Consider the following 25,124-nt stretch of genomic DNA (forward strand, 5'->3'; position numbering starts at 1 on the left):
CCGACACGTCGGGGCGCAACGGTCCTTTCCCATCGGGGACGCGACTACCACGGCACTTCCTTTCCGGCCCAGTCGAAGAAATGGCCGCTGTCTTCCGGCGAAAGCTGCTCGATAACGTCAATTAGATTGTATGCCGCCTGCGCGGGCGGCACGGCGTCGTGGTTCGGGTAGTTTCGGGTGAACTCGGTCGCGACGGTGCCCGGATGCAACGCGGTACAGATCAATTGTTTGTGCGTGCGTTTCAGTTCTATGGACGCCGTTCTGAGAAGCTGGTTCAACGCGGCTTTGGAGGCGCGATAGGAATACCAACCGCCCAAAGCATTGTCCCCAATCGATCCAACGCGCGCAGAAAGGGCTGCAAACACCACGCGCTTATCACGCCTAAATAGCTGTTTGGCATGCTTAAGCACCAGCGCCGGACCAATTGCATTCACCGCAAACAGCATCGCCATTTCATCGGCAGACAAAGCCTTGATCGACTTTTCCGGCCCGCTAGATCTGGACAGGATGCCCGTGGCCACAATCACCAGATCAAACTTGGTGTCCAACCGTCCCAGTTTTTCGCACACATCTTCTTCGTTGGTAATGTCCAAGCCGTCATCTTGCCGCGAGAGCCGTCTGACGTGATAGCTTCTGTTTTCCAACTCGGCCGCCAAGGCACGACCGACGCCCCCAGATGCACCCACAACAAGTGCTTGTTTTTCTTCCATCTGAAACGTCCCGCCATTGTTACTTTGCGCTGAAGTTTGATCCAAAACTTTCAACTCTTCGTAGCAGTTACAGGAGGAAAGAAAATGGAAAGCAACATTTTAAGAACGAGCTGGGACGCGGTTATGGACGTCGAGCACAACCCATTGAGGACGACAAACTTGGTGGCCGCACACATGGTCATGCAAATTCTCGCTTGGATGTGGAGCGTGATTTTCGCGGTAGCACTTGGTAGTTATTTGGCATTTGGCGTCTCCGCCATCGCACATTCTTTGGTGCTGGGCGGTGTTTTTGTCACGCTCACGGTGTTCCGTTTGAAAGAGCGCTCCAACTGACGCGCCACCTGGCAGGCATAATCGATCGGCCTTTTCACGGCGTTGGGCTCAGGTTTTTGCCAATCAACATCAAGACATGAGCCGCGCGTGTCGTCAGCATAAGTTTGACACAACTATTCCGGTTCGAACCTTCCGCTCGCTGTGGTCGATGGGAAGGTTCGAGCCGGAACACGATCTGCTTGATGATTTCTGCAACTATCAACCTGAAACAGGAGTCATCAAACCGGGCTCGTTGATGGTCTCCGCCTGTCGCTTGACTTTCAAGTTAGTCATTGCTTACATGTTAGCTATGACTTACGCAAATACACTCTCGGCCCTTGCTGATCCTACGCGGAGATTGATCTTCGAGTCGCTTTGGAAAGAGCCATGTACAGTTTCCGAATTGGCAAAGGGTCAAGCCGTTAGCCGTCCGGCTGTTTCTCAACATCTTAAAGTTCTTGAACGTGCAAAGCTCGTGCAGGCGGTTCCGAAAGGACGACATCGCTTTTACTCAGTCAGGAAAGACGGATTGGACGAACTGCGCAGCTACTTGAACCAGTTTTGGACCGATGCGTTGGGGGCCTATGCAGCTGAGGTCCACCGCCGCAACAAAGCCAATTGAAGGACACCCACATGCTAGAACCAGTGACCAAAACCATCGAAGTTTCGTGTTCGCAACAGCAAGCGTTCAACATATTCTGCGACATGCCGGCTTGGTGGCCGCTTGATAAGCGCTCCATGTCGCTGATGCAGGCCGGCGGACCGGCCAAAATGCTAACGGTCGACGCGCAATTGGGCGGTGAGATTGTTGAAACAGCCATTGACGATGTGACCCATCACTGGGGCACTTTCACCAAGTTTTCTCCGCACCATCACCTGCAACTTGATTTCCATATGGGGCTGCCTGCCGCCAAGTCGGGGCAGGTCGATGTCCACTTTACACCCCTAAGCGCGACGACGACGCGGGTGGAGCTGATACACAGCAATTGGGAAGGCTACGAAGACATGGCCGAAATGATGCGCAATGGGTATGGCAGCAGTTGGGGGATGCTGTTTGAAGAGGCTTATGCGGCTGCATGTGCGTCGTAAACCAGCCTGGCAAATGACAGCCCCAATAGGTGCAGAGTTGTTAAGGAGCGAACTATGGGAAAAATGCGTCTGACCATTTCGGATCAGCGTAAGCGGGGCGACAGGCAGGTCGCCAACCTACTGGGCCGGGATGGCCTTTTACCCTAACCCACCTCAGCGACCTGTTCGTCGTCGACCTGTGATTTCATCTCGAGCGGCAGGTCGATAGTGGGCAGCGTTTCTTTGAGTATCGTGACGCCTTCGACCTTGACGGTGACCGTGGGCTTGGCACGCCCTGCTGCGATGGCGACTATTCGACGGTCGACAACCGTGATGATCAGCCCCTCAATCTTCAGATTGAACGCCACCGGAACCGGCAGTTTGCGGATTTTGACCAACTTGCCCAGTTCGATCACGATGTTTGGGGTGAAACTGGCCTTAAGCGTGTGGCTGGCGATGGTAACATGGCGCGGCTTTCTATCCTCAGGCCCTTTGGCACCAATCAGGTCCGCGACCTGACGCAGGCCCTTCCACGCCTTCATCAACTCTTCCAGCGGTGAAATTGCCAGCGCATCATTGACCGCTTTCTCAAGCGCCACTTTCAAAGTTGAGCCGTCCGGGTCGATGGCTTTAAGGCTTACTCCGCCATCGCCTTTTGTCATCGCCAGACCCACCGCTTCGATGACCTCTTTCAGGCGCGCTTCGGGCAATTCGCTGGATAGTCCCTTTTGCTCTTCGGATGCTTCATTGTTCATCGCGATGCTCCTTTTTTTCCGGTTCCATCTCAATCTCGATTTCTGGCGCCTCGTCCAGTTGGATGCGCAGCATAAGCGTGGGCGGCGAGGTCGGTTCGATCTCAAGTTTCGGATCGTGATCGGGTTCGGCAAATATCCTTGGGCGGGGTGGTGGCACAGTCGGGTCAGAAGGGTTTTTTTGCGCGCGACCGCCGATCCGGGCGGCAAGATAGCCGACGGCGATCGCAGCAAGGATAAGCCCACCGATCCAAGCCCAACTCGGGAGTTCGGGGCGCGGCGCAGCTGGTCGCAGCAGCGTGATTTGTGAGCGGGCGAGCGTTTCGCCCGCGACGTTCTGCGCCTCGACCACAACCAACCTGTCAAAGCCCGGCTCAGGCATTTTCACCTGTCCAAGCCAGTCGTCACCACCATAGCGGACACGTTCCAAAACTTGGCCGTTTGTGGCGTCTGAGACAACGATCACAGCCGTTGCGGCGGGGTTGACAACTTCTACCGACAATCGCGTGCTCTGCGCGTCAATGGCGAAGCCGTCAGGCGACGTAACAAGCAGCGTGACGGGCGCGATAGGGGCCGGGCGGACCAAGGTGATTTGCGCAGGGGCGAAAGGCTGTCCGTCACGGCCAATCGCCACAATCTCGACCGTTCGCGTGCCACCCGGCTCTGGCATGTCAAGCTGTAGGCTGGCCCGCCCTTGCGCCAGAGCACCCTCACCAAGAATGGGGGCGTTCGGGTCATTATCGGCAGATCGGGCGACGATGGCGTCGATCCAATCCGCACCCGCCGTGATCTCTGCCTGGACCGTCATGTCATCCTCGTTGGCCTCAAACAATCCCGTTGGTTGGACCTGCATGCGGACAGGCGGGCGTTCAATTCGCACCTCGTCCTCGGCAAGAGCTTTGCCGGTGCGATCGACGGCTTGCACCTGAAACCCAATGCTTTCACCCGGCGGCGGCAATTCATGCGTTGTTTCCCAAACCCTGTCACCAACGCGCGCGCGGGCCAGTTCTGCCATGTCTGGCCCGCCCCGAAGGATCAATTCGTCAGCCGCGCCGCGCTCCTCCATGACAACCTGCAAGCGCACGGTCGCAGCATCGACGATGTTTCCGGCGGGGCTTTCAAGGGTCAGGCGCGGCGGCGCAATGGGGGCCGGGCGGGTGACTGTGACGGTCTGTTCGGCAAGCACATTCCCGCTTTGATCCAACGCGACAAAGGTCACGCGATGCGATGCGCCGGGGTCAGGCGAGCGCAGCGAAAGAAGCGTAGAGCCGCCGGAATATTGTTGGCCAATTGGATCTGCATTGGCGGGACGGGCTTCGATACGAACAACCTCTGATGCGCCGCGTGTGACCGAGACGGCGAAATCTGTCCGCACATCATTGGTTGTGACGATCCCCGAGGGGCGCACCAAAATCGCGGCAGGCGGGCGGATCAGCCGCAGTGTCGCAGTGTCCAACGCATTGCCGTTTGGCCCAAGCGCCTGCACCTGATAGACCGCATCGCGACCGGGCAGTGGCATTGGTAGATCAAAGATCAGCGGCTGCCTGAGCCATGGTCGCGTTAGCGTGCCGACCCCCGGACCCGTGATGCGGATCGTTTCTGTAAGCCCCGGCTGACGCAGACTGATGCGGACATTTGCTTGCGGGCTGTCGACCTCAATCGGGCCGGGGACGTCCAATACCACGGGTTGCGCGGCCAGGCAGGCGCGGCTTAGCTCTTCCCGCAGCGTTTCCCAGCGGATGCGGCCTTCATTGAAACTGGGCATCCTGTCGCGCAGATAACCCTCAATCGCCCTACAGGTGTTGGGGCCAAGCGCGCCATCGCTTCCGCCCGGCGAATTACCTACACAGGCAAGATTTTCCTGTACGTTCTTGACCAGCGCCTGACTTACAGCCTCGCGCGGGCCACACCACGGCAAAAGCCGCAGCTCAAACCGCGCCCGCGCCGAGAGGTTGGCATTGTTGGTCGCCACGATTGTTGCGATTTGGCTGTCGAAATCGCGCGGCAGATTGACGGTCGCGGAATAGGTCGACGCGCCTTGGGATGCCGACATTTGCACCCGTCCGCCATTCGCCATGACGACAAAGGCGGTGCGAATGCCGCTTTCGCCGTCGGTGATCTTTGCGCTCACTTTTATGGTGCGGCCGGGACCCTCAAAAACCTGACGAAGCGGGGCGATTTCCGGGGGCGTTCGGTCGACAATGACATCGCCGTCGGGTTCTTCCTCATCTGGTTGGTTGGGCGTGGTGGTACCTGGCGAACCGGGACCTTGACCGATCCTTCGGTCAAGTTGGGCGAGATCGAAGTCGGTTCCGATAAAGATATCACACGCGCCCGCTCTTAGCGCCGGAAAGACCTCCTGAAACGGGATCACTGCCGTGCGCAGGCGTTCTTCCCTGAGCTGCGCGACCAGCGGGCGGTTGGATGCACAAGTTTTAACCTTGGTGAGAAAGGCCCGCACATCCCTTGGCTGGGTCAGCATGATCACCAGAAAAGCGCCTGCCATAAACCTGTTGGCATCGGCCACGTAAAGGCCAGTGTAGCCCGGAATCCGTTCGACGCCGCGCGGAGCACTGGTTGACGTTTGCGGCTGAGCAAACCCAACCGGCAAAACCACCAGGCAAAATGCCAAAAACAGAGCCGAAAATGCACGCATATCAAATCGCCTCAGCGCGTCGCGCATAAAAAATAAAATCTATGGTAGTAAACATAACATAAAAAACCACACTTGTCCCACCGCGTCCGGAGTTGCATCACCCCGCTTCATGCCCGTAGCGACATCCGTCACATCAGGCTTACCTTCGAAATGGCCGTGTTAGTCATCAGTGGCCGGTTCGGGTTAGCTGTCACTCGCTGTGCTGCAGACGAAGTCACACGGTGAAGTCATATGGTGCGAACTTAGCGGTCCTTGATGGACTGCAATTCCGAAACTATCTTCCCCGCTATGAGCGACGAGATATCCGTCCACTTACTTGGACCCCATAACGCGCATTTGCTTGCGGGAAGCGACGTTTTCGACAGCAGTGTCGATCCGAAGCAGCTTGCTGCATTTTTGGCTGCCCCCGGACACCAGATGGTGTTCGCGACGATTGGTGCCAGAACCGTTGGGTTCGCGTCGGGCACTGTTTTGCTTCACCCCGACAAACAGCCTGCGTTTTTCATCAATGAAGTGGGCGTCAGCGAGAATATGCGGCGGCGTGGTATTGCAACGTCGCTTTGTGAACTCTTGCTGAAAACAGCCCGTGATAGCGGGTGCCAGAGTATTTGGCTTGCGACCGAGGCCGATAACATCGAAGCACGAGCACTATATAAACGGCTCAATGCGCGCGAGACCAGTGGGGTCGTCGTCTATGATTGGGATGGCGTCAAATAAATTACTTAGCCGGGCCAAAATGGCAAACATCTGTCGATCCAAACCATCCGAAAGCCCTCTTTCTCGCATACAATTGCTTCATGCCAATTCAGCAAGGATCGGTGGTTTAAACCCCCTAAGCAGTCTGGGCACCTTTTCCTATCGCGGTGGAGTTAGCTCGCGTCCCGCCAATACCCATTGGCCGCAGCAATGGTTGCAAAATGGGTGGCAACAACTTGGCTGACAGCGATCAGCGCATCCGAACTTTCGGCGTATTCCGGGCGCATCCGTTCGCGGGCTTCAGCGTCTGGTTGGGTCATCTTGACTGCAACGCGCGACAGTTTGACCGCCAGTTCATAGCCTTGTTCCGGGGTTTCGGTGATCAGGGATGGAAGCCAAGAAGACATGATAGATCCTTTCAGGTTGGCATCGTTCGTTGGCAGTCTGTGGCCACCGCGCCGACAAAGCAACACCTCTCCTTATCCGTTGAAACAGGCTTGTTTTCATTGGCGCCTCGACAAGGCAGCCAGTAGCCTTTTCAACAAGAACAACACAGCAGGGATGCCCCATGAAAATCGCGCGCACGGACAGCGAGCTTCAGACACCAAAACTGGATGCCGCGCTTGTGGCCGCTGGGTATGATCTGGTGCTCTTGCCGGATGGCGTCACGGAAGACGCGCTTTTAGAAGCGACCCGCGACACCGACCTGATCTTGATGTGTTACACGCCGATCACCCGGCGGGTGATCGAGAATGCAAAATCACTGAAGGGCATCGTCAAATATGGCGTGGGGATCGACGCGATCGACATACCTGCAGCAATTGAACACCGCGTGCCTGTCGTCAATATTCCTGAATACGCAGAAGACACTGTGGCGGAAGGCGCCTTTGCCCTATTGATCGCGCTGGCCAAGAAACTGTGCGCGCTGAACACGCATATGACCGCCAAGGGATGGGCGTGGCCGGAACCCATTTGGTTAGGCTCTGACATCGCGGGCAAGACGGTCGGCGTTGTCGGGTTGGGCAAGATCGGGCGCAGCATGGCGCGCATGGCCGGGCTTGGGTTCCGCGCGAATGTTATTGCCTACAGCCCACATACCTCGGCTGAGGACATGGCCGAACTGGGTGTGACAAAGATCGACAACCTGCATGACCTGTTGGCGCAGAGCGATTTCGTGACCATCCATGCGGTTTTGAACGACGATACCCGCGGTATGATCGGTGAGGCAGAGCTTTGCATGATGAAGCCCTCGGCCTTCCTGATCAACGTGTCGCGTGGCGCGATTGTGGACGAGGCTGCTCTTGTCCAAGCGATCCGCGAGCGCTGGATCGCAGGGGCGGGGCTGGACGTGTTCAGCCAAGAACCCCTGGCCAGATCAGGCCATCCCATGAGTGAGTTGTTTGACCACCCGAACGTGATCCTGTCACCGCATCTGACCTTCTATACCGAGGACGCGATGCAGCGGTTGGAGGAAGAAACACTCGCCCGCTGTCTTGAGGTATTGGAAGGGCGCGATGTGCTGATCAAATCCCACGACCCCCGTCTGCGCGCTCAAACCAAGGGCGTGGTTTTTGCCGATTAGGGCGCGGGCTACCGCACCAGCCCGATGCAGATGATCCCAGCCCCGACAGCCGCAGCCGACAAAAGCCGCCGTGCCCTCGGCCCTTCGCCGAACCAGAGCACCCCGATCAGGGCGGCAAAGATCACCGACGTTTCGCGCAGCGCGGACACGATGCCCAGCGGCGCGATGGTCTTGGCATAAAGCACCAGCGCATAGGCTGTGCCAGACACGACGCCCCCCATGAACCCGATCAGCAAAGTTCTGGGCGGTTGTGTGCGCAGCCGGTCCATCCGGCTTGGAAACAGGAACAGGACGATCAGGATTTTCGACAGGAACAGCCAGCCGATATAGCCCAGCGCGTGGCCGGAGGTTCGCACTCCGAACCCGTCGACCAGTGTGTAGGCCACAACCGTGCCGCCAATCGCCAAGGCGGCCAGAAGCGCATTTCTGGACATGGCACTACCAAACGCGCCTTGGGCCAGAAATATGATCCCCGCCGAGACGCTGAAGATGCCAATCCATGCTTGAAGCGGAAGCGTTTCGCCCACCCAGAACTGCGCGCCCAAGGCGACAAGAACCGGGGCAAAGCCGCGCGCCACGGGATAGATGAAACTCAGATCACCCAGACGATAGGCGACGTTCAGGAAGTAGAAATACAGCCAGTGGATCACGATGGACGCGACCATAAACGGCCATGCCGACGGGTCCGGGAAGGGCACGAACCCGATGAAGGTCAAGGCAAATGCCACATGCCCCAAGGCAATCATGCCCAACATGATCACCCTGTCCCCTGCCCCTTTCACCAGCGCATTCCACAGCGCATGCAGGAAGGCCGCCGAGAGGACAATCAAGGCGACCTGAGCGGTCATGCCGCGTCTTTGATGGCCGTCACCACGATATCCAGCGCGCGGTCCAAATCGTCACGCGCGATGGTCAGGGGCGGCGACAGGGTCAACACGCAGCCTTGACTGATCTTAAAGCTCAGACCCGCTTCGAGACAGGTGTAATAGATCCGTTCAGCCCGCGCGTTGCCGGGGGTTTTCAAGGTCCGATCCTCGACGATTTCAACGCCGAACATCAGGCCGCGACCGCGAATGTCCCCGACAATCGGGACATCTTGCAAACGATCCCGGAGCACTTGCATCGCGTGGGTGCCAAGCTCGGCGGATCGGGCGACCAATCCTTCTTCCTCAATGATCTCGATGGTGGTCAGGGCGGCGCGGGATGTAACCGGGTTCTTCTCGTGCGTGTAATGCCCGATGGCAAAGTCTCCGCATACATCCAATTCTTTGCGAGCCACGCAAGCGGCAATCGGAAGAATGCCACCACCCAGCGCTTTGCCCATGGTGACGATGTCGGGGATGATCTCGTCATGTTCAAACGCGAACATTTTGCCCGTCTTGCCCAGCCCGGTCGGGATTTCATCCATGATCAGCAGCGCGCCGTGGCGGTTGCACGCCTCGCGCACAGATTTCCAGAAACCGGGGGGCGGAACATACGGCACCGCACGCATGGGTTCAGCGATCACCGCCGCCACATCGCCTTCGCGTTCCAACACATACTCGACCATCTTGGCGCAGGCCAATCCGCAGGTGTCAGGGCTTTCGTGATTGTATGGGCAGCGGTAGCAGGCGAAGGGTGCGACGTGCTCGGTGCCCGACAGAAGCGGCCCCGCGATGTGGCTGCGGAACGTCGCCTCGCCCCCCACGCTGGCAGCCCCCATACCTGCCCCATGAAACGCATCCCAGAACGAGATGGTCTTGAACCGCCCCGTCGCTGCGCGGGCGATTTTCAACGCCACCTCATTGGCGTCTGAACCGCCGGTGGTGAACAGAACCTTGCCCAGATCGCCGGGCGCAATCGCGGCCAGCTTTTCAGCCAATTCGACCGCCGGATCGTTGGTGAAGCGGCGCGGGGCAAAGGGCAGATCATCCAGTTGCGCCTTGATCGCAGCAATCAGCTTGGGGTGACCGTAACCGATGTGATGCACAGAATTTCCATGAAAATCCATGAACTTGCGACCATCTGCATCCTCGATCCAGATACCGTCCGCCTTGGCAATGGTGCTGACACACGGGCTGGAGAGGCTTTGGTGCATGAACGCCTTGGCGTCGCGTTTTAGAAGCGGAGCAGAGTTCGGGCCGATGGATTTCTTCAACCAAGACTGCCGGGCGTCTGACGTGTTGGATTCGCCTTCGGTGTGAACGATTTTCTTGGTCATGGTGCCTCAATTGAAAAAGGTGAGGCTCAGATATCTGAGCCTCACAGTCAGGGAGGAAATATGAGCCGCGACCCCTAGTTTGGCCAGGGCAGCGAATAGGTTTTCACGTTGGTAAAGAACTTCATCGCCTCGATCACGCCTTCCTTGACGGCGTTGCCACTGTCCTTGATCCCGCCAAAAGGCGACATTTCGATACGGTAGCCGGGCTGTTCCCAGATGTTGCAAGTGCCGACATCCAAACCGTTGATATAGGCAATCGCGCGGTGCAGATCGTTGGTGCAAACACCCGATGACAGCCCGAATTGGGTCGAGTTCGAGATCGCCATAACCTCGTCATCATTGTCAGGCACACGCACGATCGGGATGATTGGGCCGAAGGTTTCCTCCATCACCAATTCGCTGTCATGGGGCACGTGGTCCACCACGATGGGTGGCAGAAGCGCGCCGTCGCGTCCGGGGTGATACAGAATTTTCGCGCCGTCTTTCTCGGCCATGAACACACGTTTTTCGAAAAGCTCTGCGGCCTGCGCATGGATCACGCAGCCCAGTTCCGTTTTGGGGTCTTGTGGATCGCCGAACTTGATTGCCTTGGCCTTAGCCAGCACCAGCGGAACAAACCTGTCGGCGACGCTTTCCTGCACAAGAATACGTTTGATGGCTGTGCAGCGTTGCCCGGAATTTCCTGTGGCCCCCGCCACCGCGATGGTCGCAGCCTTGTCCAGATCGGCGTCGTTCAGATCGTTGCAGACGATCAACGGATCGTTGCCGCCAAGCTCCAGCGCCTGCCGTTTGTAGGCCGCCTTTTCGGCGATCATCTTGCCCACCGGCACACCACCCGTGAAGGTAATGATGTCGATATTTTCATTGACGATCATCTCTTCCCCGATGTCCTGCGGCCAGCCAGTGACAACCTGAAACATCTCGGGCGGCAGTCCCGCCTCATAGAGGATATCGGCCAGCGCAATCGCGGTCAGGGGCGTCAGTTCGGTCGGCTTGCACACCATGCAGTTGTTGGTCGCAATCGACGGGGCAATCTTGTGGCTGACCATGTTCAGCGGATGGTTGAACGGTGTGATCGCGCTGATCGCTTTCACCGGTTCGCGCTTGGTGAAAATCTTGCGTTCTTTGCCGTTATGGGTCAGGTCGCACGAGAAAATCTCGCCGTCATCATTCATCGCCTGCTGGGCGGCAAATTGATACACATCCTGCGCGCGCTTGGTCTCGTAAATGGCGTGCTGGTGGCAGATGCCAAGCTCCAACGTCAGCCATTTGGCCAGAAATTCACGCCGCTCGCCGATCAATTCGCCTGCCCGCTGCAGGATTTGCGACCGTTCATAGCGTGACAATTTCGATTTGTAGTTCGCGGCAATCTCGAATGCTTTGCGCGCGTGTTCGGCTTGGCCTGCTGCAACCGTACCAATCACTTCATCGGTGTATGGATACTTCACCGGGACGACATCGTCGGTGAACACGATCTCGCCCCCGATGCGCATCCCTTCGTGTCGAATATCGTCTTCGCTCATCACGTTATCCTTCATATCAAAGCGCCGCGGCTTCGGTGGCATAGAAAAACGCGTCGAAATTCCGCAGCACCGGGCGTTCCGGCAGGGGCAGAACGCGGTTGCAGATAAAGGGCACTTCTTGCTCGGTCAGCCCGCCATGGCTGCGCAAGGGTTCGTTCAACGCCGCCAGATCGTGGCGGTGCTCAGACGTGCCAATGCAGATGTTTTCACCTGACACCAATACCACGTCGCCAATCCGGTCGCCGGGCAGTTCAAAGCGCGCAACCGCTTCGGCCTTGGTCAGCACATCGGTGATCCCGTTGGTTGCGCGCAGCTTGGCCATGATGTCATCATGGTCCGCGCCATCAGGCAGATAGGCGGTGGCAAAAGAGCCAAGCGCGCCGTGGTGCACAACATAGGGGTCGGTGATCGGCAGGATCAGACGCGCGGCGGCTTCACCCAGCCAACCATCCAGCAGGTCCTGCACATACACGACCGAGGGCGAACCATCGGCGTGGTGCTTGGGTTTCATGCCATGATCAGCGGTCACGACGATGGCCGCACCCATCGCGTCAAGTTCGGTTAGGTATTTGTCGAACATCTCGTAAAACGCCTTGGCCTCGGCCTGATCGGGGGCATATTTGTGTTGCACATAATCCGTGGTGGTCAGATACATCACGTCCGGCTTCCATTCGCGCAGAAGCTTCACGCCGGCGGCAAACACAAACTCGGAAAGCTCGGCTGAATAGACCTCTGGCTGCGCCATACCCAGCCATGTGCTGGCCGCGTCCTGACCATGTTCGGCTTGGGTGGAGGTGTCAGACTTCTCGGCCGAGAAGCATTTCGCGCGATCCTCGTCGAACTTCAGACCAGCTCCCAGCAAAGCGCGTAGTTTGTCCTTCGCCGTCACAATCGCAACCCGTGCGCCCGCCTCGTAGAACTGCGAAAAGATCGTCGGCGCGCGCAAGAAGCGCACGTCGTTCATCATCACCTCTTCGCCGGTTTCCGGCTCGTAAAGATAGTTGCCGCAAATCCCGTGCACGACCGGCGGACGCCCGGTGGCAATAGACAAGTTGTTGGGATTGGTGAAGGACGGAATGACCGAATGCGCCAGCCGGTCGGTGCCGGTTTCGCGCATACGTTTCAGGGTCGGCATCAAGCCATCGGCAATCGCCTTGTCCAGATATTCCGGTTCGCAGCCATCAAGGCAAATCGCAATCGCACAGGTTTTCGGAGCAGGATAGGCACGCCCGTTTGCAACGACGGGGGATTGAATGGTCATTAAGTCTTTCCTTCGTATTCAGGCAGCCAGCTTGGCGCGTTCTTCAAGTGCAATTGCAGGAGGTGCCGCGCTTTCTACGCCCATCTCGTCCAACGATTCCTTCGCGGCAGTTACAACCTGCCGCATGACGTTTCCATCCATCTGACCGATGCAGCCGACGCGGAAACTGTCGACAACCGTTAGTTTGCCCGGATAGATGATGAACCCCTTGTCTTTCATAAGCTCATAGAAGTGGTCAAAGACGAAGTTTTCATCCGCCGGGCAGAAGAAGGTCACGATGATGGGCGACAGCCAGCGATCTTTCAGCAGGGTTTCGAACCCAAGTTCGCGCATGCCGTCGACCATCACGTCGCGGTTGCGCGTGTAACGCCCGCCACGACCGGCAACGCCGCCCTCGGCCTCGTGGCCGCGCAGAGCTTCAAGAAATGCTGCAACGACATGGGTGGGCGGAGTGAACCGCCATTGTCCGGTCTTGTTCATATGCGCCCATTGCGCGTGGACATCCAGGCTCAGCGAATGGCTATTACCTTTGGCGGACTCCAGCTCGGATTTACGGGCAATGATGAAGCCAAAGCCCGGCACACCTTCGATGCATTTGTTGGCAGAGGACACCATCGCCTCGTATCGGATATCCGCGACCTTCAATTCGATCGCCCCAAAGGCGGACATCGAGTCGACCAGCAGCTTCCGTCCGGCAGCGTATGTTGCTTCCGAGATTTCCTCGACTGGGTTCAGAATACCAGAACTGGTTTCGCAGTGAATGGCGACGACATGGGTGATCGCGGGGTCATCGGCCAGGATCTGCGCGACCTCATCACCGCGCGGCGGAAGATAGTCACCCTTGTTCAGCACGATATGCTCGCGCCCAAGATACTCCAGCGTCTGCGCAGATCGCATCCCATAGGCGCCGTTTGCCAGCACCAGCGCCTTACCGTCACGCGGAATGAAGGACGCCAACATGGCCTCGACCGAGAACGATCCGCTGCCCTGCATCGGCACGCAATCGAACTCATCAGAGCCTTCGCCCAGCAACGCCAGCAGGCGCGCGCGCATATCGCTGGTCATGGCGCGGAAGTCATCGTCCCAGCTTCCCCAGTCGCGCAACATCGCCTCCTTGACGGCATAAGACGTGGTCAGCGGGCCGGGTGTCAGAAGATAGGGTTCGCCCAGACGCGGCGGTTCGATTTCGATGTCAGAGGCCGTCATGATCTATCTCCGAAAGGGGGAACTCAAGAACAGCATTGCAGTAACTTTATCCATATGTGAAATTGCAATTAACAATCAAAGCATAGGTTTTTCTTATGTCTAAAAATGCAGGAATTTCATGCGCCACAGCCAGCTAAAAGCCTTCCATTATGTTGCCCTTCTGGGTGGCTTTTCACGCGCTGCCGAAGCGCTGTTGCTGACGCAACCTGCGATCTCGGAACAAGTCAAAAAGCTTGAACAGGATCACGACACGCTGCTGTTCCACCGCGAACGAAAACGCGTCCGGCTGACCGAGGAGGGCGCGCAGTTGTTTCTGTTCACCAAGCAGTATTTTGAGATTGAGCAGCAGATCGAAGAATACATGTCCTCGACCAGTGCCGCTGTGGATGGCGAACTGCGCATCGTTGCCGACAGCGCCCATCACATCACCTTCTTCCTAGGCAGTTTTCGCAAGCGCTATCCCAATATCTCGGTCACGCTGCGCACCGGCAACACCGAAGAAATTCTAGAAGAACTGCGGGCCTATAACGCAGAAATCGGTATCGTCGGTAGCCTTTCACCCGGTAGCGATATGGAAGCTCTGAACCTTGGCAGCACCAAGATCACAGCATTCGCGGCGCGCGGATCGTCCCTGGCATCGAAGCCCAAACTAAGCTTGCAAGATCTGTCGAAGCTGCCCCTGATCTTTCGCGAACAGGGGTCGAAAACCCGCCAGAAGCTTGAAGAGACGGCAAAGAAGCAGGGCTTGACGCTGGATCCAGCCATCGTCGCCGAGGGGCGTGAAGCTGTGCGCGAAGTTGTCGCGTCAGGCGCAGGAATCGGCTTTGTTTCGCAGGCTGAATACGGCCATGATGACCGGCTGACCCAGATTCAACTGACCGACGCGGACATCGAGATGAGCGAGACTCTGGTCCATCTAAGGCAGAGGCGCGACATCAAAGTAATCCGCGCCTTCATGGACTTCGCGCGCACCGCACAGCGGGAGAAGAACAACAGCGCCGCCAACTAAGCTGGCGCTGCCACTCATTTTACCAATCGCCGATCAACGCGTTCGCCACGCCTGCGTTCTGACAAGCACACCTTTTGAAACCAGCAGGTGAATGATCCGCGCAACCGCGTTGGTATAGAAGATCATCATACCCATCGCAGCAGCCGGGGCAATGTCGCCCGCATCATCCATGTTCAGCACCGCGATGGAGGCCAACGAGGTCTTGGGCGAATACAAAAACACCACCGCAGACACCGTCGTCATCGCATTGACGAACAGATAGATCGAGATGTCCAAAACCGACGGCAAGCAGACTGGCACAGTGACCCGGCTGAACAGCTTCATCGTGGGCTGCTTCAGCGACGCGGAGACCGATTCAAACTCGCGGTCCATCTGCTTCAATGCCGTGACGGCCGTCAGGTGCGACACCGTATAAAAGTGCGTCACCGAACAGATCACAAGGATCGCCATCGTGCCGTAGATCGCATTCAGCGGGTTGGACGGACTGTTGAAGAAGAAGATGTAAGCCAAGCCCAGCACCATCCCCGGAATGGCCATCGGCAACATGGCGAACATCTGAAAGAGCGCGCGGCCAGTTCTGAACCCGTTGGTTTTCTCGACCAGATAGGCTCCGAAAAACACGATCGCAGTGCCGAATACGGCCGTGAACAGGCCCAGTTTGATCGAATTGTAGTAAGACGCCCAGCCGCCGCCATCCATCTTGTCGAACTGATAGTTGTTGAGGCTCAGGCTAAGATCATAGGGCCAGAATTTGATCAGGGCGGCGTATTGGCAGATCGCCAGAATACCCACGATGAACAGGCCAACGAACGCGCAATAGATGAACGATATCAAGTCCGTGCGCTGGTTGGGTTGCGGCTGATAAGGGACAGACCGCGCCGACAGCAATGCCACCTGCTTCGACTGCACCAATCGGTCGATGGCGAACGCAAAGATGGCCGGGATGACGAGCACCACGGACACCACTGCGCCCATCTCGAAATTCTGTTGGCCGATCACCTGTTTGTAGATGTCCACCGCCAGTACATTGAACTGACCGCCGATCACCTTTGGCAGTCCGAAGTCGGTGATCACAAGGTTGAACACCACAAACGCCGCCGAGATCAGGCCATAGCGCGCGCCCGGAATGGTCACCGTCCAAAACGTGCGCCAGCGCGTGGCCCGCAAACTGGCGGCAGCTTCATAAAGGCGCGCGTCCGAGATCGCCAGCGCGGTCGAGATGATCATGAACGCATGTGGGAACGTAAAGAATATGGATCCGATCACGATCCCAATCGGGCCATAAATGCTGGCCCCAAACAAAAGCTCTTTCGCGATACCTTGATTGCCAAACAGATAGACCAGCGCGATGCCGGGCAACAGCGACGGCACAAGGATCGGGGCCATGGCGATCAGCCGAAACACACCCTTGTAGCGCATACAACTGCGGTTCAGTGCATAGGCGAACCAAAACGCCAAGGTCACGGTCACGATCGTGCTGACCACCGCAATCCACAGAGAGTTCTTGATCGAGTTGAACAGCGCGGGCGTCGAGAAGTAGTTGATAAAGTTGTCAAACCCGGTCGCTTTCACAGGTCGCAACTGCACGCGGCGGAAGGTGTTGCTGTCAAGCGTTACCCAATCGGTTCCATCCTGCAGGGTCGATCCGACAAGAAAACGACCCTCGTCGCTTGTATTGCGGACCTGATACATGACCGGGCTGCGAAAGCTGAAATCGGGAAACAATCCGGTGACGGGCAAGCGACCATCGGACCCGGTGTTCAGTTCGGCCGGGTCAATCGCGCCGGTTTGCTGGTTCAACACCTCTGCGTTCAGAATGGTCCCATCAAAGACACCCGCATCGTCGCTGATCTGAAACTCGTATTGCGAAAGCTCGACGCGATAGGTCGAAAAGGACTTGGACAGCATCGCGTAGAGCGGCAAAGCAAGCGTGATAATAAGGTAAAGCGCGATCACCATCATGCCGCCACGCATTAGGATGTCGTCGCGGCTCAACTTGCCTTTGACGACCGGCCCAGCGGGCATCTGTGTTGCGTCTGAAATTCCGGCCATCAGCTTGCCTCCGGGCGGTCAAACGCCATCAGGCGATCTGTCGGAAGTTCAATAACCATCTGCCGGCCTTCACCAAGCCGGAGGCGTCGCACGGCATTGATCGAAAAATCGGCAATCAGTTCTGAGGCGCCGAACCGTTCGTTGCGCAAACGGCACCGCCAGAACGACCCAAGGAATTCCATTTCATGCAACAGCACGTCGATGCAATTGCGGTTGGGATCATCAGCGTCATAGCCTTCTTCATGCGGTATGATGTCTTCGGGGCGGATCGCGGCAACGACGGGGGTGCCGTCGCTGAAGCTGTGCTCGTGGCAGGCAAAGGTCTTTTCCCCGACGCTGAGCCGCCCGCCCTTGGTCACCATCGAGGTGATTTGGTTCATTTCGCCGATGAAGTCGGCAACGAACAAGTTGGCGGGTTCGCGGTAGATCTCGGTAGGGGATCCGACTTGTTCGATCACGCCATGGTTCATGACCACGATCCGGTCGGCCATCGCCAACGCCTCTTCCTGATCGTGCGTCACCATGACGGTGGTCACGCCCAGCTTGCGTTGAAGCTCCTTGATCTCGTGGCGCAGGTGAACGCGCACCTTGGCATCCAGTGCGGACAGCGGCTCATCCAGCAGCAATAGGCCAGGGTTGGTTGCAATCGCGCGCGCCAAAGCAATGCGCTGTTGTTGACCACCAGAAAGCTGTGCCGGGTATTTCTTTCCTTGTTCCGGCAGACCGACCAGATCAAGTAACTCGGCGACGCGGGCGGTAATCTCGGCTTTGCCGCGACCGGTGTTTTCCAGACCAAAGGCGATGTTTTTTTCGATCGTCAGGTTGGGAAACAACGCATACGACTGGAAGACAATACCGAAATCGCGCTCGGACGGCGGCAGGTTCGACACATCCTTTCCGCCCTGCATCACAGTGCCTTTGGTTTGCAAATCCAACCCGGCAATCGCGCGCAGCAATGTGGTCTTGCCGCAGCCGGAAGGCCCGAGGAAGCAAACAAATTCGCCATTCTTGACCGCCAGTGTGATGTCTTTCAGTGCCAGAAAGGAACCAAAGGCTTTCCACAGGTTGTCAATGCTCAGATACGTTTCATCAGAAGCGTGGTGTTGTGTCACGGAGTGGATCCTTACCTCAACGGTTTTCACGTACAGGTGTGCCGACCGGCGTATGCCGGGTCTGTTCTGTTTGTTTCAAAGAAGGGAACGCATCGGAGTGAGCGGGGGGCAAATCCTGTCCCCCGCTCAAAACGATCAGGACTTGGGTTCAGACTTGCCGTCATAGCGGCCCTGCCATTCCTTAAGGATCGCAGCCCGGTTGTTTGCAGCAAATTCGAAGTCATTGTCGATCATTGCATCCAGAAGACCTTCGGGGAAGTGTTCGACCGGTTGCGCAACGCCCGGATAGGCGACGACAGCATAGCCGGTGTTATACATCACGTTGGCTTCTTTGGTGACTGTGAAGTCGACCAGAGTTTGCGCCGCTTCCAGATTGGCCGTGCCCGCGACGATAGCCGTGGCTTCCATATCCCAACCGACGCCTTCAGACGGCACGATGATTTCCAACGGAGCGCCCGCAGCTTTTGACTTGGCCCCACGGAATGCAAACGAGATACCGATCGGAATTTCGCCTGAAGCAGCCAGCTTGCAGGGTTTCGAGCCGGAATGCGTATAGCGCGCTATGTTTTCGTGCAGCGCGTCCATATATTCCCATCCGCCTTCTTCACCGAACAGTTGCAGCCAGCTGGAAACGTCAAGGAACCCAGTGCCGGACGAATTTGGGTTCGGCATGATAAGGTGACCCGCATACATCGGATCAGTCAGGTCCTTCCACGACGTGGGCGGCGTCAGCCCGGCTTTCTCAGCCTCGACAGTGTTGTAGCAGACCGCCGCGACCCAAGCGTCCATCCCAACCCATGCCGGTGGGGTGTCGCCATCCACAAATTTCGGATCAAGGTTTTCGACCCCTGCTGGCGCGTATGGTTCCAACATGCCTTCGGATTTCAGAAGCAAAAGCGACGTTGCCGCCAGCCCCCAGACAACATCTGCCTGTGGGTTGTCGCGTTCGGCAAGCAGCTTTGCGGTGATGATCCCGGTAGAATCGCGCACCCAGTTGATCTTGATGTCCGGGTGGCTTTGGTTAAACGTTTCGGCGTAACGGGCCAAATCCTCGGCTTCGACCGCTGTGTAGACGGTCAGTTCAGTTTCGGCGAAGGCAGCGGTGGCAAATGCGACGCCCGCCAAAAAGGTCGTTAACCTTTTCGCTGTGTGTTTCATAGTCATCTCCTCTGTTGATCTTTTGTTGTTGCTGGCGGGATCGATCATCTTCCACACCATCTGTTTCGAGCCAGTTTGGCAGGTTCTCACGACAAGAAAAATCGATTATACCTACTATTTGATCGGCTCACCTTATACTGACATCACCATTCAAGACCTGCGCGTGATACGCCCGCGCGTGTTCGTTTTTTTTTGCAACGCAGATCTTGGCCGAACTTGATCAACGTTTTGCGACACCTTGATGCCTTCCCATAGTTCGCGCGTCAGTTGGACACCTCTTCAGGGTCCAGGTCTTCGATCAGGCGCGTCTCTAACAGTTGCCCGTTGCGATACAAGATCGGATAGGCAATCGCGGCGATATGATTGTTAATGTCCCGCAGGGCGCGCAATGTCTCAAGGTGGATGTCGCTGGTTTCAAAGCTTTCGGCGCGACCGTCTTGCAGGCGGGCAAGATGGTATTTGCGACTTTTGCGTTCCGCCCGTTTAAAGTCAGCTTTCTCGACCACCAGCAAACGCGCGCTTTCCAGATCGTCAGACACCAACACATTGCTGGCCAGATGAAAATTTGCGCAGACGGCTTCGTACATCCGCACAAGTTCGGCCCAGCCTTCTTCCGAGAACCGCAGGCGACCATCCAGTTTTTCCTTCGCAACCGACGTGAGTTTGATTGCGATGACATCCCCTGCAGCTTCCAGGCGAATGGCATATTCCATCAAACCCCGAACGACTTTGGTGTCCGCTTTGGGATAGGCATCCTGCGGCATGCTGGCGACATAGGACCGGATACCCGACAGTGCATCATTCACATTATCATCCTGCGCACGCGTCGCCCGCAAAACAGAATTATCTGTCGCCTCGTAAATTCGTGGCAGGGTCCGAAACATATGTTCTACCAGCCCAATCATGCGCAAGAGCTCGCGTTTCAGGCTGGCAATCGCCTGCTGCGGCGTATCAAGCGCTGCGGGGTCCAGCGCACTGCCTGGCACGTCACCACCAACCAGTTGTCCGCTCGTATCACTCGGGAACATGACCGAAATCGGCCGCTCCAGCAGACTGCAAAATGGCAATGCCAATAACAGAAGGGACAGGTTGAACCCAATATGCGCGTAGATCAGCGATTGACCGGGGCTGACCAAAAGCAAGTGTTCTGGGTCGGCCAAAAGATTGATGACCAACAATGCAATCAATGACCAGCTGCCGCGTAACATCAGGTTTGCAAAGGGTATGCGCCGCGCCACCGTTGACATCCCCCGGGTTAGCCAGATCGGAATGAAGGCGCTTCCGAGGTTTGCGCCAAGCAACAAAGACAGCGCGGCTGCGAACGGTATCGCGCCGATCTGAACCAACGTCACGCACATCAAAATGGCCGCAACACTGGAATGCATCACGAATGCCAAGGCGGCACCAACAATGAAGGCCGTCAGGAAGTCGCGGGCCAGATAGTCCGCTACCGCAGGCAGAAACGAGCTGTCGCGGATTGGGGCAACGGCCTCTCGCAAAAACTGAAGCGAGATGAGGATGAAGGCCACGCCCATCAGGATGCGTCCTAATTGGCGACCTCGTTTGTCTTCAACTTTCACAAACAGCCAGCCGCCAACCGCCAGCAGCAACGGCACCAGCCAATCCAATTTGAATGACAGAACCTGAATGATCAGCGCTGATCCCAGATCGCCCCCCAAAACGATTGCCAAACCTGTCGGAAACGCCAGATAGCCGCTGGCTGCAAATCCGGCCGTCAAGATCGCCACCGCCGCCGAGCTTTGCAAAACAATCGCAAGCGAGACGCCGGTCGCACTTGCACCAATTAGGCTGTGGCTGCCGGTTAACACCCGCTGGAACGATGCGCCAAAGCTGCGCTCGATCCCGGTGCGGACCATCCGCACGGCAAACAATAACAGCATGGTCGCACCAGCAAGGCTGATAAAGAAACTGATAATTGCCATGCTAGGAACCTACCACGTTCAAAAGGTCGGCGTGCAATTCTGCCGTCGCCGCAGTCACGACACCCGACGTGCCCGAAGCCAGTGTCAATGCGCAACCGTTCCAGTCGGTGATGATGCCCCCTGCGGCCTCGATTATCGGCACCAATGGCAGATAGTCGTAGGGTTGCAGATCGTCATCCACAACCGCATCGACATGTCCCATGGCGACCAGCGCGTGCGGGTAACAATCATATCCAAACCGCCGCGTCTGCCCTGCCGACATAAGGCGACTGAAGACCTCGGGGTATCGCATGAAAATCTTTTCGCCTTCATTCACAAAAAGAATGGCGTGATCCAGCGCGGTTTGTGACGAGACGCTGATCTTCTCTCCGTTCAGCGTCGCATCACCGCCCCGCTCGCCAATCACCGTCTCGTTCAATGCTGGCATGCCAATAACACCGATATTGGGCGTGCCCTTGTGAAGTCGCGCCAATAGAAATCCGAACAGTGGGTGACCTGATAGGAAGGACCGGGTGCCATCAATTGGATCGATGCTCCACACATGGTCGCGGGAAAGATCTGATTGACCAAATTCCTCGCCCAGTATGCCGTCTTGCGGAAAATGGCTTTTCAGATAGGCACGCACCTGCAACTCGACACCACGATCCGCCTGAGTGACGGGGCTTTCATCGTCCTTCAGCTCAACCTCCAGCAGGTTACGGAAATAGCCCAGCGCAGCCTGACCGGCCAGATTGGCGATCTGTTCAGCATGGGCCATCATTGTATCGTTGCCCATCAGCATTCCAAGACCTCTTCTTGTACAGCCGTTATGGCAACGCCCCATAGCTCCATTTGGCGCGCGAGTGTGTTGTCCGGCATCTGGTCCACAACCATTCGATCTATCTTTTCGGGCAAGAAGCTTTGATGAGGCGCCTTCGTGCCAAACTTGTGATGGGTCATTGCCACAACGGCCGTCTCCGAACAGTCAATCACCACCGACGCCAAATCTGCTTCGGCTCTGTTCAGGTAAAGGAAGCCATATTTGGGGTGCAGCGCATCGGCGCTTAGTACAGCCAGATCATAACAAAAGTTCCGCGCCTGTTGTTCGGCGACATGGCCAAACGCGCCAAGTTCGTCGGCGTGCATTTCGCCGCCCAGCAGATAGACGCGATTTCCATTATGCCCCACCAATGTCTGCGCGACCTGCACCGAATTGGTTGTGACCGATAGCTTGCCGCGGGCACGCAGTTCTTCGGCCACAAATGCGGTGGTGCTGCCCACGTCCAGAAACAGGGTCATTCCGTCATCGACATTGTGCAACAAGGTCTTGGCCACTGCACGCTTTTCGCGGGCATGTTGTTCAATCCGCTTGAAAAAACTGGGATCGCTTTGCGTGCCAACAAGGTAAGCACCACCGTGAACCCGCGCGACAGCACCGGATTTGGAAAGCGCTTTGATGGTTCGGCGCACCGTTTCTTCCGAGACGCTTAGCGCGCCAGCAAGATCAGAATTTTTGGCAAACCCCCCAACCCTGCGGATTGCATCCAGCAATTCCAGCTCGCGGTAAGAATGTTTGGTGTCTTCTGCCACAGCACGCTCCAAAACCACACAGTTATGGCCTGTTTAAGTGTGGCTAATACCACATTTACACACAGATTTGTGGATTTTTGACCGAATTTAGGCAGATTACAAGTTCAAACTGACAATCTGCACCATAACGCCCACGAAGGCGCAGTGCGTTTACGATACCCGCGAACACCGTTGGATTACTGTTCCGTCACACGACTTGGCGACTTAACGCACCACGAAATCTGCATGAAGTGCGCCCGCCGCTTTGATGCTTTTCAAAATGTCGATCATGTCTCGCGGCGCGACGCCCAGCGCGTTCAGGCCAGCAATAACATCGGATAGCGAGGTGCCGCCGTCGACTTCTGCCAAACCGATACCCGGCTCTTCTTCAATCGACGCGGTAGTCCGCGGGATCAGAATCGGCTCGCCGTTAGAAAAGGGGTTCGGCTGCACGACAATCGGGTCTTCTTGTATCCTGAGCGTCAGATTACCCTGCGAAACTGCCACACGGCTGATCCGTACATCCGACCCCATCACGATGGTCCCTGATCGCTGGTCAACGACAACTTTGGCTTTGCGCTCCGGCTCCACTCCCAGATTTTCTATTGCGCCGATGGCATGTGCTGGTGAAATCGCCTGCGTCGCGCTGATATCGACGACGACCGTGCCGCTATCCAGCATTCGTGAAACCAAACGGCCATATTTGCCGTTGATTGCACGCTCAATGCGTTCGGCGGTCGTAAAATCTGGCGTTCGCAACGCCAATCGGATTGATTTCAGTTTGGTGAAGTCAAAATCGATCTCACGCTCGACCCGCGCGCCATTTGGTATGACGCCGCTTGTCGGCACGCCCTTCGTAACATTGCCCCCATCGCCCTCTGCCGAGGCACCGCCCGCGATGACCGTGCCTTGGCCGACAGCATAAATTTCACCGTCCGCCGCGTTGAGCGGTGTCATGATCAGCGTTCCCCCAAGCAGGCTTTTGGCATCGCCGATGGCCGAAACCGTCACGTCAATCCGGGATCCGGCGCGAGCAAACGGTGGTAACGCAGACGTCACGAAAACAGCCGCGACATTTTTCGGGCGAAACTGTTCGCCCGTGATGTTCACGCCAAGCCGCTCTAGAATATTCGACATAATATCTTCGGTGAACGGCGCATTTCGGATCCCATCCCCAGTGCCGTTCAGGCCAACCACCAGACCATAGCCCACCAGATCATTTCCCCGCACGCCATCAAATTCGACAAGGTCCTTGATACGCACCGAATTGGCATGCGCTGCAGGTGGCGAAAGCAATAGTGCGAGCATGAAAACTAGAAGTCGGGTCATCGCATATAATCCGTGAAATTCAAGTTTGATAGCCTCGCGGTCACCGTGTAAAGGCTTTCCATCTGACCATAGAGCGATTGCAACGCGGTCGCTGTTTCATATGGGTCCGCCGCCGTTAGTTGGTTGTATGACAGTTCCAGCGCCGATTTTTCCGCCGCGTTTCTGACCGAGGCCGTCTCGATCCGCGCCTCAATGCCACCCACCCGGGCACGCAGCAAAGTCAGTTGATCGTCAGCCGCGCGCAATTCATTCGACGATTGCGTCACTAACTGTTTTTGGGCGGGCGCGTTCCCCGCCAGGGCCCCTTCGGCGATGACGGCGGACTTGGCCAGCGCGCTTAACAGGTCACGGATTTCTGAGTCACTTGCTTTGATCGGTTGCAATGCCGTTTCGCCGTCGCGCAACCGGAATGGACCCAGTTCTTCGCTCGCGCCCAAATATCCCGTTGTTTCAAACCCACCGCCCGAAGCCTTGAACCAATCGTCGATCTGAGAGGACACGCCTGCGGCCGTGGTCTCTGCGGAAATCGCGGCCATCAGGTCGGACATGATTGAATTTGCATCGGCCAAGGCCGGGCCATCCGTCGCCGCCCCGGCAAAAAGCGTTCGATCACCAAGGTTGGTGTTTAGACTGGAAATAACAGAAGAGAATTTTTCCCGCGCGTCAACGGCTGTTGATTGGATCAACCCTACATTTTGCGAGCTGATCGCGCTTAACAAACCGCCGGATAGCGCTTGCGCTTGCTCTTGGATATTGCCCAGAACGGTTTGGCTGCCGCTGACCAAAATTGCTGCTTCAGCCGTGCTTTCGGCGTGTGCGACCAACAGTTTGAGGCTATGTTCGATCCCGGCGACTGGGCCAAAGTCACCCGCCACATGGGTCGCTACATCCGCTTTGCGCCCGGTCGAAAGCTCCAGCCCCAAGCGCGTCATGTCGTGTTTGAGCCGTGCGGACAGGTGGCGCGTTTGAAACGTGCTGGCGAGGTCACCGTAGGTCGCAAATGACAT

At 57.0% G+C, this 25,124-nt stretch carries 23 protein-coding genes; 6 read left to right on the forward strand and 17 right to left on the reverse strand.

The window, feature by feature from the left end:
• Positions 1 to 44: 44 nt before the first annotated feature.
• Positions 45 to 710: an SDR family NAD(P)-dependent oxidoreductase gene (locus MUY35_RS09440; RefSeq protein ID WP_248366755.1), complete on the reverse strand. Its 666-nt coding sequence runs from the start codon at positions 708 to 710 to the stop codon at positions 45 to 47.
• Between the two features lie 84 nt (positions 711 to 794).
• Between MUY35_RS09440 and MUY35_RS09445 the strand changes: the two genes are divergently transcribed.
• The 3 genes from MUY35_RS09445 to MUY35_RS09455 all read left to right on the forward strand — a co-directional run bounded on the left by MUY35_RS09445 (position 795) and on the right by MUY35_RS09455 (position 2,111).
• Positions 795 to 1,043 carry a hypothetical protein gene (locus tag MUY35_RS09445; protein WP_248366756.1) on the forward strand — a complete coding sequence of 83 codons (249 nt, stop codon included), beginning with the start codon at positions 795 to 797 and terminating at the stop codon, positions 1,041 to 1,043.
• 76 nt (positions 1,044 to 1,119) lie between these two features.
• Positions 1,120 to 1,644, forward strand: a complete 525-nt coding sequence (locus MUY35_RS17175) for a metalloregulator ArsR/SmtB family transcription factor (RefSeq protein ID WP_348984507.1) — start codon at positions 1,120 to 1,122, stop codon at positions 1,642 to 1,644.
• An 11-nt stretch (positions 1,645 to 1,655) separates the two neighbouring features.
• On the forward strand, positions 1,656 to 2,111 hold the full coding sequence (locus MUY35_RS09455; RefSeq protein ID WP_248366758.1) for an SRPBCC domain-containing protein: 456 nt from the start codon (positions 1,656 to 1,658) through the stop codon (positions 2,109 to 2,111).
• A gap of 143 nt (positions 2,112 to 2,254) precedes the next feature.
• Here the strand turns inward: MUY35_RS09455 and MUY35_RS09460 are convergent, their stop codons facing one another.
• Positions 2,255 to 2,845, reverse strand: a complete 591-nt coding sequence (locus MUY35_RS09460; RefSeq protein ID WP_248366760.1) for a hypothetical protein — start codon at positions 2,843 to 2,845, stop codon at positions 2,255 to 2,257.
• Positions 2,835 to 5,498 carry a hypothetical protein gene (locus MUY35_RS09465; protein ID WP_248366762.1) on the reverse strand — a complete coding sequence of 888 codons (2,664 nt, stop codon included), beginning with the start codon at positions 5,496 to 5,498 and terminating at the stop codon, positions 2,835 to 2,837. The genes MUY35_RS09460 and MUY35_RS09465 overlap by 11 nt, the downstream gene beginning before the upstream one ends.
• Before the next feature lie 288 nt (positions 5,499 to 5,786).
• On the opposite strand from MUY35_RS09465, the gene MUY35_RS09470 reads away from it, so the two are divergent.
• The gene (locus MUY35_RS09470; protein WP_248366764.1) at positions 5,787 to 6,215 is read left to right on the forward strand and encodes a GNAT family N-acetyltransferase; all 429 of its coding nucleotides are present in this window, start codon (positions 5,787 to 5,789) and stop codon (positions 6,213 to 6,215) included.
• Between the two features lie 152 nt (positions 6,216 to 6,367).
• On the opposite strand, the gene MUY35_RS09475 is transcribed toward MUY35_RS09470, so the two are convergent.
• A complete protein-coding gene (locus tag MUY35_RS09475) occupies positions 6,368 to 6,601 on the reverse strand; it encodes a hexameric tyrosine-coordinated heme protein (protein ID WP_248366766.1) in 234 nt (77 codons plus the stop codon).
• Positions 6,602 to 6,762: 161 nt separating this feature from the next.
• On the opposite strand from MUY35_RS09475, the gene MUY35_RS09480 reads away from it, so the two are divergent.
• Positions 6,763 to 7,776 (forward strand): C-terminal binding protein, encoded by a 1,014-nt coding sequence (locus MUY35_RS09480; protein WP_248366782.1) that lies wholly within the window; start codon positions 6,763 to 6,765, stop codon positions 7,774 to 7,776.
• Positions 7,777 to 7,784: 8 nt separating this feature from the next.
• Here the strand turns inward: MUY35_RS09480 and MUY35_RS09485 are convergent, their stop codons facing one another.
• The 5 genes from MUY35_RS09485 to MUY35_RS09505 form a co-directional block, all read right to left on the reverse strand.
• Entirely contained in the window at positions 7,785 to 8,624 is an 840-nt protein-coding gene (locus MUY35_RS09485; RefSeq protein ID WP_248366785.1) for a DMT family transporter, read from the reverse strand.
• Positions 8,621 to 9,976 carry an aspartate aminotransferase family protein gene (locus MUY35_RS09490; protein WP_248366788.1) on the reverse strand — a complete coding sequence of 452 codons (1,356 nt, stop codon included), beginning with the start codon at positions 9,974 to 9,976 and terminating at the stop codon, positions 8,621 to 8,623. The genes MUY35_RS09485 and MUY35_RS09490 overlap by 4 nt, the downstream gene beginning before the upstream one ends.
• A 74-nt stretch (positions 9,977 to 10,050) precedes the next feature.
• Positions 10,051 to 11,499, reverse strand: a complete 1,449-nt coding sequence (gene phnY, locus MUY35_RS09495; protein ID WP_248366792.1) for a phosphonoacetaldehyde dehydrogenase — start codon at positions 11,497 to 11,499, stop codon at positions 10,051 to 10,053.
• 16 nt (positions 11,500 to 11,515) lie between these two features.
• Positions 11,516 to 12,760, reverse strand: a complete 1,245-nt coding sequence (gene phnA / locus MUY35_RS09500) for a phosphonoacetate hydrolase (protein WP_248366796.1) — start codon at positions 12,758 to 12,760, stop codon at positions 11,516 to 11,518.
• Between the two features lie 18 nt (positions 12,761 to 12,778).
• Positions 12,779 to 13,966: a 2-aminoethylphosphonate--pyruvate transaminase gene (locus tag MUY35_RS09505; RefSeq protein WP_248366800.1), complete on the reverse strand. Its 1,188-nt coding sequence runs from the start codon at positions 13,964 to 13,966 to the stop codon at positions 12,779 to 12,781.
• Between the two features lie 118 nt (positions 13,967 to 14,084).
• Here MUY35_RS09505 and MUY35_RS09510 point away from each other — a divergent pair, with 118 nt between their 5' ends.
• Positions 14,085 to 14,975 (forward strand): LysR substrate-binding domain-containing protein, encoded by an 891-nt coding sequence (locus tag MUY35_RS09510; protein ID WP_248366803.1) that lies wholly within the window; start codon positions 14,085 to 14,087, stop codon positions 14,973 to 14,975.
• Positions 14,976 to 15,008: 33 nt separating this feature from the next.
• On the opposite strand, the gene MUY35_RS09515 is transcribed toward MUY35_RS09510, so the two are convergent.
• From MUY35_RS09515 to MUY35_RS09550, 8 genes are all read right to left on the reverse strand, one after another.
• Positions 15,009 to 17,027 carry a putative 2-aminoethylphosphonate ABC transporter permease subunit gene (locus MUY35_RS09515; RefSeq protein WP_248366808.1) on the reverse strand — a complete coding sequence of 673 codons (2,019 nt, stop codon included), beginning with the start codon at positions 17,025 to 17,027 and terminating at the stop codon, positions 15,009 to 15,011.
• On the reverse strand, positions 17,027 to 18,139 hold the full coding sequence (locus MUY35_RS09520; protein WP_248366811.1) for a putative 2-aminoethylphosphonate ABC transporter ATP-binding protein: 1,113 nt from the start codon (positions 18,137 to 18,139) through the stop codon (positions 17,027 to 17,029). Before MUY35_RS09520 ends, MUY35_RS09515 begins: the two co-directional genes overlap by 1 nt.
• Positions 18,140 to 18,274: 135 nt before the next feature.
• Complete coding sequence (locus MUY35_RS09525) at positions 18,275 to 19,297, reverse strand: putative 2-aminoethylphosphonate ABC transporter substrate-binding protein (RefSeq protein WP_248366814.1); 1,023 nt, start codon at positions 19,295 to 19,297, stop codon at positions 18,275 to 18,277.
• Between the two features lie 263 nt (positions 19,298 to 19,560).
• A complete protein-coding gene (locus MUY35_RS09530) occupies positions 19,561 to 21,240 on the reverse strand; it encodes a Na/Pi cotransporter family protein (RefSeq protein WP_248366817.1) in 1,680 nt (559 codons plus the stop codon).
• 1 nt (position 21,241) lies between these two features.
• Positions 21,242 to 22,015 carry an inositol monophosphatase family protein gene (locus tag MUY35_RS09535; RefSeq protein WP_248366820.1) on the reverse strand — a complete coding sequence of 258 codons (774 nt, stop codon included), beginning with the start codon at positions 22,013 to 22,015 and terminating at the stop codon, positions 21,242 to 21,244.
• The gene (locus MUY35_RS09540) at positions 22,015 to 22,809 is read right to left on the reverse strand and encodes a DeoR/GlpR family DNA-binding transcription regulator (protein WP_248366823.1); all 795 of its coding nucleotides are present in this window, start codon (positions 22,807 to 22,809) and stop codon (positions 22,015 to 22,017) included. The genes MUY35_RS09535 and MUY35_RS09540 overlap by 1 nt, the downstream gene beginning before the upstream one ends.
• A 204-nt stretch (positions 22,810 to 23,013) precedes the next feature.
• Positions 23,014 to 24,117, reverse strand: coding sequence for a flagellar basal body P-ring protein FlgI (locus MUY35_RS09545; protein ID WP_248366826.1), 1,104 nt, complete (start codon positions 24,115 to 24,117; stop codon positions 23,014 to 23,016).
• Positions 24,114 to 25,124 (reverse strand): flagellin, encoded by a 1,011-nt coding sequence (locus MUY35_RS09550; protein ID WP_248366828.1) that lies wholly within the window; start codon positions 25,122 to 25,124, stop codon positions 24,114 to 24,116. The genes MUY35_RS09545 and MUY35_RS09550 overlap by 4 nt, the downstream gene beginning before the upstream one ends.

Origin of the sequence: Aliiroseovarius sp. S1339 (genome assembly GCF_023195695.1) — a bacterium.
Lineage (GTDB): Bacteria > Pseudomonadota > Alphaproteobacteria > Rhodobacterales > Rhodobacteraceae > Aliiroseovarius.

Excerpts from the sequence above, each read along its gene's own strand:
- MUY35_RS09440 (WP_248366755.1), bottom strand. The coding sequence starts at position 710 with ATGGAAGAAAAACAAGCACTTGTTGTGGGTGCATCTGGGGGCGTCGGT.
- MUY35_RS09445 (WP_248366756.1), top strand. The coding sequence starts at position 795 with ATGGAAAGCAACATTTTAAGAACGAGCTGGGACGCGGTTATGGACGTC.
- MUY35_RS17175 (WP_348984507.1), top strand. The coding sequence starts at position 1,120 with ATGAGCCGCGCGTGTCGTCAGCATAAGTTTGACACAACTATTCCGGTT.
- MUY35_RS09455 (WP_248366758.1), top strand. The coding sequence starts at position 1,656 with ATGCTAGAACCAGTGACCAAAACCATCGAAGTTTCGTGTTCGCAACAG.
- MUY35_RS09460 (WP_248366760.1), bottom strand. The coding sequence starts at position 2,845 with ATGAACAATGAAGCATCCGAAGAGCAAAAGGGACTATCCAGCGAATTG.
- MUY35_RS09465 (WP_248366762.1), bottom strand. The coding sequence starts at position 5,498 with ATGCGTGCATTTTCGGCTCTGTTTTTGGCATTTTGCCTGGTGGTTTTG.
- MUY35_RS09470 (WP_248366764.1), top strand. The coding sequence starts at position 5,787 with ATGAGCGACGAGATATCCGTCCACTTACTTGGACCCCATAACGCGCAT.
- MUY35_RS09475 (WP_248366766.1), bottom strand. The coding sequence starts at position 6,601 with ATGTCTTCTTGGCTTCCATCCCTGATCACCGAAACCCCGGAACAAGGC.
- MUY35_RS09480 (WP_248366782.1), top strand. The coding sequence starts at position 6,763 with ATGAAAATCGCGCGCACGGACAGCGAGCTTCAGACACCAAAACTGGAT.
- MUY35_RS09485 (WP_248366785.1), bottom strand. The coding sequence starts at position 8,624 with ATGACCGCTCAGGTCGCCTTGATTGTCCTCTCGGCGGCCTTCCTGCAT.
- MUY35_RS09490 (WP_248366788.1), bottom strand. The coding sequence starts at position 9,976 with ATGACCAAGAAAATCGTTCACACCGAAGGCGAATCCAACACGTCAGAC.
- phnY (WP_248366792.1), bottom strand. The coding sequence starts at position 11,499 with ATGAGCGAAGACGATATTCGACACGAAGGGATGCGCATCGGGGGCGAG.
- phnA (WP_248366796.1), bottom strand. The coding sequence starts at position 12,760 with ATGACCATTCAATCCCCCGTCGTTGCAAACGGGCGTGCCTATCCTGCT.
- MUY35_RS09505 (WP_248366800.1), bottom strand. The coding sequence starts at position 13,966 with ATGACGGCCTCTGACATCGAAATCGAACCGCCGCGTCTGGGCGAACCC.
- MUY35_RS09510 (WP_248366803.1), top strand. The coding sequence starts at position 14,085 with ATGCGCCACAGCCAGCTAAAAGCCTTCCATTATGTTGCCCTTCTGGGT.
- MUY35_RS09515 (WP_248366808.1), bottom strand. The coding sequence starts at position 17,027 with ATGGCCGGAATTTCAGACGCAACACAGATGCCCGCTGGGCCGGTCGTC.
- MUY35_RS09525 (WP_248366814.1), bottom strand. The coding sequence starts at position 19,297 with ATGAAACACACAGCGAAAAGGTTAACGACCTTTTTGGCGGGCGTCGCA.
- MUY35_RS09530 (WP_248366817.1), bottom strand. The coding sequence starts at position 21,240 with ATGGCAATTATCAGTTTCTTTATCAGCCTTGCTGGTGCGACCATGCTG.
- MUY35_RS09535 (WP_248366820.1), bottom strand. The coding sequence starts at position 22,015 with ATGGGCAACGATACAATGATGGCCCATGCTGAACAGATCGCCAATCTG.
- MUY35_RS09545 (WP_248366826.1), bottom strand. The coding sequence starts at position 24,117 with ATGACCCGACTTCTAGTTTTCATGCTCGCACTATTGCTTTCGCCACCT.
- MUY35_RS09550 (WP_248366828.1), bottom strand. The coding sequence starts at position 25,124 with ATGTCATTTGCGACCTACGGTGACCTCGCCAGCACGTTTCAAACGCGC.